Source organism: Anaerosolibacter sp. (assembly GCF_029240175.1).
In the GTDB taxonomy this organism is placed as follows: domain Bacteria; phylum Bacillota; class Clostridia; order Peptostreptococcales; family Thermotaleaceae; genus Anaerosolibacter.
Genome location: NZ_JARBTM010000001.1, coordinates 163,115 through 177,057 on the forward strand (window position 1 = coordinate 163,115; position 13,943 = coordinate 177,057).

Annotated in this window: 14 protein-coding genes; 3 read left to right on the forward strand and 11 right to left on the reverse strand. The window is 40.8% G+C overall.

Annotated elements, in window-relative coordinates:
• Positions 1-311 precede the first annotated feature (311 nt).
• Positions 312-857: an RNA 2',3'-cyclic phosphodiesterase gene (thpR, locus tag K0R93_RS00770; RefSeq protein ID WP_300296062.1), complete on the reverse strand. Its 546-nt coding sequence runs from the start codon at positions 855-857 to the stop codon at positions 312-314.
• Positions 858-1,184: 327 nt separating this feature from the next.
• On the opposite strand from thpR, the gene K0R93_RS00775 reads away from it, so the two are divergent.
• From K0R93_RS00775 to K0R93_RS00785, 3 genes are all read left to right on the forward strand, one after another.
• Positions 1,185-1,661 carry a DUF4342 domain-containing protein gene (locus K0R93_RS00775; RefSeq protein WP_300296064.1) on the forward strand — a complete coding sequence of 159 codons (477 nt, stop codon included), beginning with the start codon at positions 1,185-1,187 and terminating at the stop codon, positions 1,659-1,661.
• A 117-nt stretch (positions 1,662-1,778) separates the two neighbouring features.
• Positions 1,779-2,462, forward strand: a complete 684-nt coding sequence (locus K0R93_RS00780) for a response regulator transcription factor (protein WP_300296067.1) — start codon at positions 1,779-1,781, stop codon at positions 2,460-2,462.
• Entirely contained in the window at positions 2,455-3,987 is a 1,533-nt protein-coding gene (locus K0R93_RS00785; RefSeq protein WP_300296070.1) for a sensor histidine kinase, read from the forward strand. Before K0R93_RS00780 ends, K0R93_RS00785 begins: the two co-directional genes overlap by 8 nt.
• Before the next feature lie 132 nt (positions 3,988-4,119).
• On the opposite strand, the gene K0R93_RS00790 is transcribed toward K0R93_RS00785, so the two are convergent.
• The 10 genes from K0R93_RS00790 to K0R93_RS00835 form a co-directional block, all read right to left on the reverse strand.
• Positions 4,120-5,013, reverse strand: a complete 894-nt coding sequence (locus tag K0R93_RS00790; protein WP_300296072.1) for an MBL fold metallo-hydrolase — start codon at positions 5,011-5,013, stop codon at positions 4,120-4,122.
• 74 nt (positions 5,014-5,087) lie between these two features.
• Positions 5,088-5,987 carry a DMT family transporter gene (locus K0R93_RS00795; RefSeq protein ID WP_300296074.1) on the reverse strand — a complete coding sequence of 300 codons (900 nt, stop codon included), beginning with the start codon at positions 5,985-5,987 and terminating at the stop codon, positions 5,088-5,090.
• 104 nt (positions 5,988-6,091) lie between these two features.
• The gene (locus K0R93_RS00800) at positions 6,092-6,703 is read right to left on the reverse strand and encodes a LysE/ArgO family amino acid transporter (protein ID WP_300296077.1); all 612 of its coding nucleotides are present in this window, start codon (positions 6,701-6,703) and stop codon (positions 6,092-6,094) included.
• Positions 6,704-6,740: 37 nt separating this feature from the next.
• The gene (locus K0R93_RS00805; protein ID WP_300296080.1) at positions 6,741-7,061 is read right to left on the reverse strand and encodes an AzlD domain-containing protein; all 321 of its coding nucleotides are present in this window, start codon (positions 7,059-7,061) and stop codon (positions 6,741-6,743) included.
• Complete coding sequence (locus K0R93_RS00810; protein WP_300296084.1) at positions 7,054-7,767, reverse strand: AzlC family ABC transporter permease; 714 nt, start codon at positions 7,765-7,767, stop codon at positions 7,054-7,056. The genes K0R93_RS00805 and K0R93_RS00810 overlap by 8 nt, the downstream gene beginning before the upstream one ends.
• A gap of 118 nt (positions 7,768-7,885) precedes the next feature.
• Positions 7,886-9,235, reverse strand: coding sequence for an ABC transporter permease (locus K0R93_RS00815; protein ID WP_300296087.1), 1,350 nt, complete (start codon positions 9,233-9,235; stop codon positions 7,886-7,888).
• Entirely contained in the window at positions 9,228-11,264 is a 2,037-nt protein-coding gene (locus K0R93_RS00820) for a COG1361 S-layer family protein (protein WP_300296090.1), read from the reverse strand. Before K0R93_RS00820 ends, K0R93_RS00815 begins: the two co-directional genes overlap by 8 nt.
• Positions 11,261-11,965 carry an ABC transporter ATP-binding protein gene (locus K0R93_RS00825; RefSeq protein WP_300296093.1) on the reverse strand — a complete coding sequence of 235 codons (705 nt, stop codon included), beginning with the start codon at positions 11,963-11,965 and terminating at the stop codon, positions 11,261-11,263. Before K0R93_RS00825 ends, K0R93_RS00820 begins: the two co-directional genes overlap by 4 nt.
• A gap of 230 nt (positions 11,966-12,195) precedes the next feature.
• Positions 12,196-12,948 (reverse strand): GNAT family N-acetyltransferase, encoded by a 753-nt coding sequence (locus K0R93_RS00830; RefSeq protein ID WP_300296096.1) that lies wholly within the window; start codon positions 12,946-12,948, stop codon positions 12,196-12,198.
• Positions 12,949-12,952: 4 nt separating this feature from the next.
• Positions 12,953-13,867, reverse strand: a complete 915-nt coding sequence (locus K0R93_RS00835; protein WP_300296098.1) for a polysaccharide deacetylase family protein — start codon at positions 13,865-13,867, stop codon at positions 12,953-12,955.
• Positions 13,868-13,943 lie beyond the last annotated feature (76 nt).

The following is a 13,943-nucleotide window of genomic DNA, read 5'->3' on the forward strand; positions in this document are numbered from 1 at the left end:
AGTTCACCCCATGCTCTAGAAACACTGGGATATACCATGACTTTTTATTACTTAATTAAGAAATATAAAAAGCCATAGGATCAAAACGACCCTATGACTTAAAATATCAAAAGCAAAACAATACTTTAATCCCTTTGATGAAGGTCGTTTCTATTATTCAAAAAAGTAAATACCCTTGCGCTCCATACACTACTGTTTCTCATGAATCACGACCTCCTTCTCACAAAAATTTATTTTCATATAGAATATACCATAATTTGGTATTATCAGTCAATCTTTTTATTTCATCAACTTCTTCAGCAGAGGATATGTTATTGTAGATTCCTACGATATATGGGTACATAGGTTAAAACGCCTTGAATACGGGTGCTCTCCATCAATGTAATCCCTTTTACTTCGATGTTTTTTTCCTCCACTGCTATTTCTTCCTTTAGTTCATCAAAAGGCTTCTTTAGAATAACTTCTCTGCCTAAGGTAATATGGGGCTTTAATCCTTTTTCCTCTCGAGAGTAGCCCTTCTCTTCAAGACATTTCTCTAACGCTTGAAAGAGCTGCTGCAGGGCTGGCTGTCCTTGATGTATACCCATCCATAATATTTTCTTGTTTCCCCTGGGGAACTCCCCTAATGTTCCCAATGTCATTGGAAAGGCGTTTATCTCCTCTGCTGTGGCTGCCATGGCCTCCTTTATTTTCTCTATCCCTTGGTTTGGCACCTCTCCCATAAACCGCAGGGTAAGATGAAGATTTTCTAATCGTGTAAAATTTCCCTTTTCACTATGGGTTCTTACCTCCTGCTGTTTCTCTCCTATGTATGCTTTCAATCCATCTTCAAGCTCTATTGCAATAAAAACACGCATCTTCTCACACTCCAATCAACTAAGACTCGTTCAGATGGAGTTTGCACCCGCGGGCACAGGTAACTCCACCTGAACGTCAAGTCGTGTTATCCAGGGGCTGTACAACTCTTGTCTCCCGCTTGTATAAGCAGAGATCATAAATCTTTGATTTATTGATCATCGCTTACACAGCGTGCAAGCGGGAGTCTTAGAGTTGTTAGCCATCGGATGAAATTCTTTTTATTTTCATTATTTCCATTTTCTAATCAAATTCTAATCTTTCTTTAAAGATCCTTTAATCCCTCTATTTTATACTAATTATATCAAACAATACATGGAGGGATAAAGATGTCAATCTCATTAGAAAGAATCGATTTATTAAGGGAAAGAGCCAATGTAAGCTATCAGGATGCTAAAGATGCATTAGAGAAGTGTAACGATGATATTGTGGAAGCATTGGTGTATTTAGAAAAGGAAAGCAAGCTTCGACCTGAAAGAAAGTCTAAGTGTGAAGGAAAGTTTATGGCCACTGTAAAGGATATCCTTCGAAAAGGAAATGAAACAAAGTTTATCATCAAAAAAGATGATGAAAACATCATTAATCTACCAGTTACAGCCGCTGTCCTCATCGGTATCGTAGCTACCCCAGTTTTGGTGATTGGCTTACCCGTAGCCCTGCTGACAAAGCATAAGATCAAGATTGAAAAGGAAGATGGAGGAGACCTACAGATCAATAAAGTACTAGATAAGGTGTCCAACGCCGTAGATGATATGACGGATAAGCTTCGCACGGAGACTGCTCCTGAACAAGGAACAGAGAAATAAAGAATCTTACTACCTTACCCCTAATAACCTACATGGACATGTAGGTTATTTATGTTTAATTATAATGAAATGAGATATAATGGAAAAAAGAGTTTCGTTGAATAGGAGTGAACGGTATTGGATGCACCTAGGATTTTGATCGTGGAAGATGAAGTAAAGATTGCCCGTTTTTTAGAACTGGAACTGAAATATGAAGGTTATCATGTGACCTTAGCCTATGATGGTCGATCGGGCTTACAAGAAAGTCTCCAAGGCACCTTCGACCTTATTATACTAGATGTGATGCTGCCAAGTCTCAATGGCATGGAGGTTTGCCGCCGTATTCGTCAGACCATGGAAACACCGATCATCATGCTAACTGCCAAGGATGATACCATGGATAAGGTGATGGGATTGGACTTGGGTGCTGATGATTATGTCACGAAACCATTTGCCATCGAAGAATTATTGGCTAGAATTCGGGTAGCCCTAAAGCGTAAAAAAAATCTGACGCATTCTTCAAAACCTCTTTCTATTAATGGTTTGAAGCTGGATTTAGAGCAGCATTTGGTAACATATCAAGATGAGACCGTTGACTTGACCAAAAGGGAATTCGATTTATTGAGATACCTTATGGAAAACCAGAATATCGTTTTGACCCGGGACAAAATCCTTGAAGCTGTATGGGGATACGACTATCTTGGAGATACCAATGTGGTGGATGTATATATCCGATATCTGAGAAGCAAAATTGATGAAAAATACAACCAGAAGTTCATCCATACCATTCGAGGGGTGGGATACCTTTTCAAAGATGAATAGTCTAAAAAAAATCTTTCGACTGCTGTATCAGCTTATTTTATTTCTGTTTTACGGCATAAAGATATTGATCAAAGGCCTTCCCTATCTCTTTGAAGGTATTGGTTGGATATTTCAATCCTTTGGGAAGATTTTCAAGGGTGCTAGACAACGGATTCGAAGGCTTTTCCGCTTTTCTATCACCTTTAAAATCACCGTGGTTTACGCCTTGATTATATCTATTCTGTTGCTCCTCTCCAACGCCAGTATCCTCCTGGGCTTTCGTTTCTTTCTCTTGGAGCAGGTTCGCAAGGATGTAGAACGAAATACCCAATTTATCTTAGCCTATTATACAGATGAAAACGGCCAAATCGCCCAAGAAAACATTGTTGATCTTGCAAAGCAGGAAGATCTAGAGATTCATATTTTTGACAGGGAAAATATCATTGTATATAGTACGGAGGAGGATCACGCCAATATCCAATTGTTCTTACAACTGGATTCTCCCACAGTCCTGGATCAAAATTATGGTCAATACATGGTACTAACAAAGTCTATCCCCACAAGCACTAAAAATCACTTTATTCAAGTGGAAAAAAATATGAAAACTGACAACGCATATATTCAGATTCTTGGCCTTGTACTATTGGCTGTAAACGGTATTGGTATTGTCATGATTCTAATCATCGGCTCCAGTATCAGCAGGAGAATGCTAAAGCCCATTGAAACCATGACTGAAACCGTTAAGAATATTAATATTTATGATTTAAATCGCCGATTAGATGTGAGGGGCTCTCAGGATGAATTGAAAGAGCTGGCAGAAACCTTTAATGAGATGTTCGATGGTATTCAAGCCTCCTATGATCGACAAAATCAATTTGTATCAGACGCTTCCCATGAACTGAGAACACCTATTGCTGTGATTCAAGGCTATGCCAATCTATTGGATCGTTGGGGAAAGGATGACCGCGCAGTGTTGGAAGAGTCCATTTATGCCATCAAGGGAGAGGCAGAAAACATGCAGTCCCTTATGGAGAAACTTCTGTTTTTAGCTAGAAGCGACAAGGGTTTACAAAAGCTGGACATCGAAGAATTTGTGCTCAACGATTTGCTGGACGAGGTGACCAAAGAAACGCGACTAATTGATGATAACCACGACATTCAATACACCTCAAAAGAAAAGATCAGCATTCAGGCTGATCGCAAAAATCTAAAACAGGCATTACGGGTTTTTATAGACAATAGTGTAAAGTTTACACCATCTGGCGGCGTCATTCATCTTGAGACCTTTCTTCAGAAAAAGCATGCTGTTATCGTCATTGAGGATACGGGTGCAGGCATACCGAAAGAAGACATACCCCATATTTTTGATCGTTTCTATCGCTCAGATAAATCCAGAACGAAGGCCAGTGGTGGTCACGGTCTTGGTCTATCTATTGCTAAGCTGATCATTGATCGTCACAAGGGGCATATTGAAGTAGAAAGCACTGTCCAAGTAGGTACCAAGATAAGGATTTATTTGCCTTTACCAAAGGTGAAAAAAATGTAGGGGCGAACAGTGTTCGCCCGCTATTTATTCGATACAGCCTGTAGGTGTTGCATAGTATCTGTGGTCTGCGGGCGATTCGTGAATCGCCCCTACTCTTTTAACCTCAACCTTAGCCTTAACCTCGATCTTCCCCTACGATACCACCCAATATACCCGATTGTTTTCTATCTGGGATCGGATTTTCTTTTGATCGGATAAGGCACTGATATGGGCCATGATGGCTGTATGAAACAGATAATATTGCCCTAGGTTGGTACAGTGAATTTCATAGGCATCACAGACATGCTGCACCAGCTCTTCCGTAGTCTGGGGCTCTGCCAAAAGGGTGCCAATACACTGATCAATCTCATCCAACACCTGAAAATTTATGTCCACCACTTCTTTCACATCCTGGATCGGCCCACTATGGGATGGGATGTACCATTCATAGTTCGTCCCTTTCAACCAATGCAAAGTATCCCGGTGTTTTTGAATATCCATATTAAAAGGAATCTTATGCTTCTTCAATATCTCCTCCGCAACGAAGACATCGCCGCAGAATATGACGTTATCCATTTCAATGCCGATTTGATTCATGGAATGCCCTGGTAAAGAACGAACCCTAAGGGACAGTCCCAGAATCTCCAAGGTCTCTTCTTCACTGCCAATGACATAATCCACAGGGGAAGGCTTTCCCATCAGGAATTTGTTGTGTAGTTCTTTCACAGGGTTTGCCCCTGAGAAGAGGTACATGGGTTCAAAATACGGGTATTTTATGGCTGCCTCTTCAATGGCAGGGGCGTAGATCATAGCCCCTGTTTTTTCCTTTATGTAGGCATTCCCGCCAAAATGGTCTGCATGGGAATGGGTGTTGATCACCGCTTTTACATCAAGCCCTTCTTTTTCCAATAAATTTATGATCTTCTTCCCTACAGCGTCCTCTAGTCCTGTGTCGATAAGAATAACATCATTCCCCTGAACAATGCAGCCTATATTCACCACATTGGGTATGTAATAAATCTGACCTTTGATTTTCTTTAACTCCATCTATTTTCCTCCATTTCCAAATACCCTTAAAAATTATTCCCCTGTCTATATCATTGCCATATCTTTCTCCATCACTACATGAACAATAGAGAAACTCCAACCACGGTAATCAACGCGCCAATAATCTCCTTCATCGATACCTTCTCCTTAAATATAAGAATTGCGGCAGGAATAATCAATATTCGATTGATGGACATTATGGTAGACGCAACCCCAGTTGTTGTATGCTGCACCGCCAAAAGGGAAAAAGATACACCCACAAAGGGACCAAAGAATGCGCCTATGGTTGTATTTTTCATGGCATTCAGATCTTTCAATGATTCATAGATTTTACCCCAGCTTTTTGCAAAGGTAACGACTACAGCAAAGCCAATGATACCAGCGATAATTCTAATCTGAGTAGCAGCGAAGGCATCATAAGCCCCCATACCATATTTACTTAGAATCAATCCAAAGGCTTGACCCAAGGCACCAATGAAGGCATAGACTAATCCCTTTAAGGGATGGGAAAGTTCTACTTTCTTTTCTTCTGTAGATCCCCTTACCAGAACCACTAAGGCGATCCCGCCTATGGTGATAAACATACCTAATAAGTCTACCAAGGTCAAGGTTTCTCCCATAAGAATGAATCCTGCCAATGCCGTGATTGGCGGCACTGTAGCCATAATCAGCATAGAAATTCTAGAACCTATTTCTACATAGGCCTGAAACAAAAATAGGTCTCCTATGACAAAGCCCACCATCCCAGACAATGTCAGCCAAATCCATGCCTCTCTGGTGGCATCCAAGGGTAGAAACATTCCTCTTGAAAAGGTGGTATATAAACCAATCAAAACAAAAGCCATCACAAGACGAATAATATTTACTGATAGAGAACCTATTCTGCGTCCCGCCTTTTCAAAAGCTACTGCCGTAATGGTCCAGCATACTGCGGTAATAAAGGATGCAATTTCCCCAAAATGTCCTTGAATCATATATTTCCCCCATTTCTCAAATGACCTAATCTCCTTTGTGCTAGATCACTATTTCGATATACGAATGATTACAGTAAAAAAATTTTATGTACGCAAAGACCCATCTACATCATCTTCATAAAATCATATAATAGCTTTAAGCCATAATAAATGATGATACTTCCACAAATCCAATTGATCCACCGTAACACTTTGCTATTGATTAAGTTTCTAAAAATAGAAACGATGGTTGCAAGGCCCATGAACCATGTAAAAGATGCAGCACAGACACCATAAATGAATATCCTAGACGCCTCTATGGGCAAAGATGCACGGAAACCACCTAAAAGAAGGGACCCATCTATCAATGCCTGGGGATTGAGCCAGGTTACAGCAAAGCAAATTCCTGCTGTTTCTAAAAGTGTCTTATTTACATTCACCCCTTGTTGAATCTCTGGCACTGATTTTACCAAGTTAACCCCAATATAAACTACGGCTGCCCCACCCACCAAGAGGATTCCCTTTTTTAAAAGGACAAATTGGTCCATCAATAATCCCATTCCAAAAAAGCAAGCAATTGCAAGGGAAATATCAAAAAAAATCGTAATGAATGCAACTTGATATGCTCTAATTCTTTTCATACTTACTGCTGTGTTGATTACATATAGGTTCTGCATTCCTATGGGTGCCACATAAGCAAGTCCTAGCATAAAACCCTGTAATAGATATGAAACCATGTTTCTCCCCCTTCTCTTCCAATAATCTGATCTGGCACTACATAATCATACCAAAACCTGACGATAAAATCATCCAGGTAGCGATGATAGACCCTAATACGGGAATAATAATCCCTCCCCTAAACCATCCATATAATCCAGCGAAGAGTATTCCTACCATGGCTGCAGATGGCATGTCAGGCGTGGCTGAAAAAGCACCAGGGATAATGAGCGCACCTAGGGCTGCATAGGGAATAAACTGCAGGAATCTTTGGATTCTTTTGGACAGCTTCGTTTGAGAAACAATAAAGAATGGAATCACCCTGGGTAGATAGGTAACTGCCATCATTCCCACAATCAATACAAGCATATCATTCATCCCTCTCCACTTCCTCTCCGTCAAATATCCATGCCCCAGCAGCTGCCACCAAAAGAATTGTAAGAATTAGACTCCATCCTGAAGTTACAATCCTGGAATAACTCAGCACTGTATTCAATATTCCTGCTCCAAGAGCTAGGATTGTGACCACCTTCGATTTACGAACGGCTGGTACCAAAATTGCTGTAAACATGGCATACAGGGCAACCCCCATACTAGCTTTTACTAATTCCGGTAATGCGCTGCCTAAAAGGTAGCCAAGGGCAGTTCCTCCTAGCCAAGACCCATAGGCAGCATACTCCATGGGCAATAGATAGTTTAACGTTAGCGTCCCTTGCCTTAAAGCCGCCACGGAAAAGGTCTCGTCGGTGACAGCGAAAGCTGCCAGCGGGATCCATCGCTTCCTTCGATCCTCCAATTTGGCTGCGAGAGAAGCACTCATCAGAAAATGACGGAAATTCATAAGCAGTGTTGCCAGGATAATTTCCCCCGCGCCTACACCTACAGCCAGTAAATTTAAGGCCATAAATTGACTCGCTCCAGCAAAGACCAATACTGAAAACAGCATGGTATCCAAGAGAGAGACACCTTCTGTTTTCGCTAGAATACCAAAGGCCATGGCAATGGGTATATAGCCAATCACTATGGGCACCCCGCTCTTTAGGCCCTCCTTGATATCTAACAGTTTCTGTTCTCCAAGCTCCAAAGAAATCCCTCCCATCCCAGTTGATCAACAATACATATTGTAGTAATTATAGTAGTGCCTCGGCGGGATGTCAATAACATTCAAAAGACGCCTATAAAAGGCGTCTTCCTATGGATATTTACTCGGAGCGAATGGCTTCTAAGGCACTCAGATTCATGGCCCTCCTTGCTGGTGAGAATCCAGAAACAAGTCCTACTATCGTTGAGAAAGCCAGCGCTGCCATGGCTAACTGAAAGGGAATCACCGAAATTCCAGTGTTCCCACCCATACCACCAAGGAATCCTCCACCAATCTTATTTAATCCAAGGGAAATCAAATAGCTTAGTACAAGACCCAGCAAACCGCCACCAAAGCCAATCATACCTGCTTCCAGTAGAAATAGCTTTCGAATATCTGTCAAATCTGCACCTAACACCTTCATGACTCCAATTTCTCGCGTTCTTTCATAAATACTCATTACCATGGTATTAGTAATGCCAATGGCTGCAACAAATAAACTCACAGCGCCGATACCACCTAAAATAGCCTGCATCTTTCTTGAGGTTTCTTTCATAGATTTAAGCATATCTGTCAAACTGAAAGGCTGAAAACCCATGGTTTTAATTTGTTCCTGTACAGCTTCCACTTGGTTAATATCTTCTACCTTTACACTGACTCGCTCATACTGATCATTCTGTTGGCTTCCCCTTCGTCTCTGCCCTTCCCCCTGCTCAGTTCTTTGGCTTTCCTCAAGAATTTTCTGAAGCGTATCCATATGCATATAGGCGTTATAGTCTTTCTCACTTTGACTTTCTTGAAGAATACCTACCCCCTTCACCTTATAAAGTTTCGGCGGTTTCTGGTTAGGATCCCTTTCTACACCTGCCATTCGCCTTTCCCCGTATTCCATACTCGTGGTTAAAATCAGCTTATTGTTCATCAGATCAATCTTAGGAGGCTCTGGTCCCATGGGTCCAAACTGTGGATTACGAAGACGTGGATTATAAAAATTCATGGTTATTTGTTTACCAAAAACAATTGCATCCTTATCAGAAGCCATAAGCAAGCGCCCTGTCTCCACTTTAAAGTCAAAGACCTCCATAAGTTCGGGTTGAATGCCGATAACAGGAAGATTACCCATCATTTTTCCTGCCACAATTCGAACATAAGCAGTCTTGATAGGCATAACGCCTTGAACCCCTTGAATTTGGCGGATACTGTTCACCGCATGGTCATCAAGCTTTAAGTCTTTTCCACCACCAGGTGCTATACCCTCTCCATAAAATCCATAGTTGTTCACGTCGATCAAATTTAAACTACCCATTCTAGAAAGCTGCTCTTTAAAGCTATAATCCATGGCAATACCTAATGACAGCATAACAACAATGGAACTGGTGCCAATCACCACACCTAAAATCGTGAGCAATGTTCTAGTTTTCCTCCGCAGCAAGTTGCCTAAGGCCATCTTGATTAAGTCCAGATTATTCATCGGCTGTCACTTCCTCCAGCTTTTTCTTCCGCTTTTTACGCCAAACTACCCCGACTCCACCAATACCCAATAAGAAAATACTCATAAGGATCCAAGCTTTCATTGACAATCCCTGCTGTGGTTTGGGCATCTCCATGGATGGATCTGGCATTGGAGGTGCAGGCATTTCCATGGCTTGAATTTGAAATTCCTTTTCAATGGCATAATGTTCACCAATTTCATTATCATATTCAAATATTACTTTCCCAGCCAAATTTCCAGTCTTGCCAGGAATGACAGTTACATCATAATAATTGTCCTTACCAGCTTCTAGATTTCCTATGTATAAGCTTCCATCTCTTATTTCAAAGTCTCCTTCGGTTCGAATCATCAAATTCCGGATGAGTGCCCGACCTACATTGTAAAAGTCCATTGTAACACCCACAGCGCTGCCCACTAAATTTTCAGTGGGTACTTCTGCATCGGAGATTAATAGCTTCGTTTCTTGAATGACTGGAATACTGATGACCTCCTTAGCCGCAAGCTTTTCTCCTTTATGATCCTCATATTCTATGTCTGCAGCGATGTTATAGGTCTTATAACTTGCATCGATCTTTGGCTTTAGGATGAGGCTCTTTTCCACTCTTCCCCCAGCAGAAATCTCTCCGATATAAAAGGAGCTGCTGCTGCCCACTGGAGAAAATACACCCTCGTCAGCACTAAGACTTACCTTCACATTTCGCACAGCGCTTCCCTTGTTGGTATTGAAAAAAGAGATGTTTAAAGGGAAATTCTCTCCCGCTTTTACAAATTCTCCATTATAGTCATAATTATCAATAATGATTTTCGGTACGCCGCTTTTGTCTCCTTGATCATTGACCAATATGCCCACATATTGGCTGATACTTTGGGTAGTCTTGGATCTTCCATTCATTACATCATAGGCTACGTTGATTTTCACTGGATAGTTTTTGGACTCAATGCCGTCCTTGGCAAATAAAACAAACTCGAAACTTCTACTTTCACCTGGGGGTAATCCTTTTATATTTCTCACCGGGGATGATTTGGGCAATATTTCATTTCCTCCATCAATGCTTACCTGAAGGCCTTCTGTCTCTGCATTACCAACATTCTTCAAATCAAAAGAAATCTTAAAGTCATTATTTGTCCCAACGATTCCACCAGGATATGTTAGATTTTCAAAAGAAAAGTTCGTTTCTTTTAAACCTGCCCCATCCACAGGAAGATATATCTTCGTTTCATTTTTGTAGACTTTGTTGTACTCATCCTTATAATCCATGGTAAGGTCTAAGCTATAGGTTCCGTCTTCCATGGTGGAAGCCGCAGAAATTTTAAAAATAACACTTTGCTGTTTGCCGCCCTCTAATGTCTTTATTTTTTGAGTATCTACGGTAGAACCTAAGATGAGACCGTCGTTTGAAAATCCACCTAAGCGCACGTCCACATCTTTAACAGTCAAATCTCCTGTGTTTTCTATATGCAGTGTTACAGATTTTGTTCTGCCACTGGTTAAAGCATCTCCTTCTATACTTACCTTATTAACTTGTAAAGAGGGTATCTTAAGATTGTTTTCTATTTTTACATTTACCGTGTCAGCTTGATTAAATGAACCCCCGCTTAGACTAGTACACTCGATATTAAATTTGAGTGGATATATCTTTCCTTCCACATTTGATTTTACTTTAAAGTAGAAAACAGCCTCCTCCTTACCGTGACCGTTTATCTCATGGATTCTCCTTTTTGTCGCCATTTCATCAATATCAAAGGGATAACTATTTGGATCGTCAATGACCGGCGTAACGATTACATTCCTTGCAGTGCCCACATTGGTATTCTCAATGGGAATTGCAAGTCTTGCTTCTTCTCCTGCTTTAAATATAGGCATTTTTGTGTTTCTTCCAATCACAAGGTTTGGACTTCCCATGTAAGGATCTACATCTGTTTCCGTTTCTGTGACAGCATAGCTTGTAGGATAAACGCCCATTAAGATAATGATAAACACAAGTATGTAAAGAAATGAATTTTTCATTCTATTCCCGCCCCTTTCATCAAACCTTTTTCTTCTACTTTTTCAATGTTTCCATCTAAAATATACACGATTCGATCTGCAAATTCAGCAATACTCTTATCATGGGTAACAAGAATCAATGTCTGCTTATATTCTCGGGCCATATTCAGCATGAGGGACATGACTTCTTCTGTTGTTTTTGAATCAAGATTTCCCGTGGGCTCATCTGCAAAGACAATAGGGGGTTTGCTCACAAAAGCTCTGGCAATTCCTACTCTCTGCTGCTGCCCTCCACTCATTTGAGATGGCTTGTGGGCAATATGTTTTTTGAGGCCTACTGACTCTAACATTTCCATGGCTATTCGATCACGCATATTTTTCGGCACTCCCCGGAATGTCAAGGGAAGACTTACATTTTCCAATGCGGTCAGAGATGGAAGAAGGTTATAGGACTGAAAGACGAACCCAATATTTTTTTGTCTAAATTTAGTGACTTCCTTTTCGCTCATTTTTTCTATTTTCTTCCCCTGAATTGTGATGGTTCCCTTTGTAGGCTTCTCTAAACCAGCCATAATATTTAAAAGAGTTGATTTCCCTGAACCAGAGGTGCCTAGAAAACAACATATCTCCTCTGGATGAATCTTCAAGGAAATATCATTTAATGCTACAACCCGTTCTTCTCCTATTTTGTATACTTTCCGCACATTCTGGATATTCACCATACCAATAATAACCCTCTCCCTCCTTAAACCGCAGCCTGTATGCTATATCATCAAATCTGCTGGTCTGGGTGCTATGTAATACATTCCTTTTTAAAGACGTAAAATCTAATGATTTTGTTTCACTTTTACAAGAAATAATTGGAAATTTTAATTATAAATAAAACCCTTGAATCCTTCAAGGGCGATCTTCTAAGTAGATTTAGATACTCTGTGGGCTTATTCCCTTCCATTTATTCCTTTGGATTACCCGCTACGATGCCAAACCATATGACTTTCCCACATTCAACAAAACCACACTTCTTTGCCAAACCAGGTGACATATTATTTCCTTCCACGATCTGTAAGTATGGAACCTTTCCCTTTTTCATCATCTTTGATGCCAGATCAATGGTCACATCCACTGCATATCCCTTTTTCCTATGATTCTCCTTGGTATACATGATACCCATGGAATCATCATCATGGACGAGAACCCAACAGGCGATTTCTCCATCCACATAGATCGCTGAAGAAGGACGTTCTTCTATATCCTTTCGGATGGCTTCTAAACTGTACTCGTTCCGATAGGTATAAAAATGATCTATAATATCAGCGTCCTCCAGTGCGATCGACTGGACAGAATGCTTCATCAGTTTCATATTTAAGTTTTCCGTTGGCATATAATAAAGGGTGCACGGACTGGTCCAGTCCACATGATATTTTTCCATAATCTTTTTCCCAATGGATAATTCCACCCCCGAAAATCCATAGAATCCTTCCTGCAAGAACTGATTCATCACAGCCTCTATGAATTGGTCTTCTTTGGTATACAGATAATGAAAATAGCCTTTCTTTATAAATACACCCCTGGGTTTCTCCACATGGTCTACATAGATTTCTATGTGGGGAACATTATCTATGATTCCTAGCAGGTTCAGATTCACTGGCAAATCTGCCCTTAAGAAGTCCAAAATCGATTGCGTTATCTCCGTTTTGACTAACATTGGTCTACTCCCCCTGTTTCCCTTCCTCCACATTTATCACAGTATCCTCTTCCAAACCTAAAACCTCTGGTACGGTTACAAATACATATCCCTTTTCCTTGGCCAGTTGGATAATCTGGGGCAGTGATGCCAGCATGTTTTCCATGGCCTGCTTCCTGCCGCTGCTGTGCATGAGGATAATTCCCCCAGGCTTTAACTGCATTTTAACATAATACAAAATCTTTGATACCGGCGTACCACTCCAGTCCTTTGTGTCTACAGACCAATTGACCACGTTATAACCTGCAGCGTTTACCAGCTCTAGGGTTTTTTTATTCATTGTACCAAAGGGCGGCCTAAAAATATTGAAATGATAGCCAGTAATGGAATCAATCAAATCCCCTGTCTTCTCCAATTCACTTTGAATATCCGTTGGTGAAAGCCATGTAAACTTTTTATGCCCCCAGCTGTGGTTTCCGATCCCATGACCTTCTTCCGCAATACGGGCTGCTACGTCAGGATATTTTTCTATATGGGTGCCTATCAGAAAAAAGGTTGCTTTGACCTCATGCTCCTTTAAAATATCCAGAACCTTCCCTGTATAATAGGGGTCAGGTCCATCATCAAAGGTAAGCGCAATCTTTGACGCTTGCCCGCCGCCTTTATAAAATACATGATTCTTGATGCTGTAAGATATCCTGTTCTCGCTATTGGTTTGGATTTGATCAATCTCTTCCCCGTTAGTAGGTGCCCCATCCAATTCTTCTAACGCTGGACTATTGTCCTGCCCTTCTGCAGAAGAAATAATCGCCGAGGCTATAGGCGTTTCAATCTGAACATCGGCAGCCTGCACCTTTTCCTCCACCATTTTAAACTGAATAAACCACACAAAACCCATGATCATCATATACAAAACAATGTATTTATTTATCCTTTTCATCAAACACTCACCATTTTTTATAGATTTTAAGGAAACGTTACAAACAATCCTTAATCATTAACTATATATCCAAATT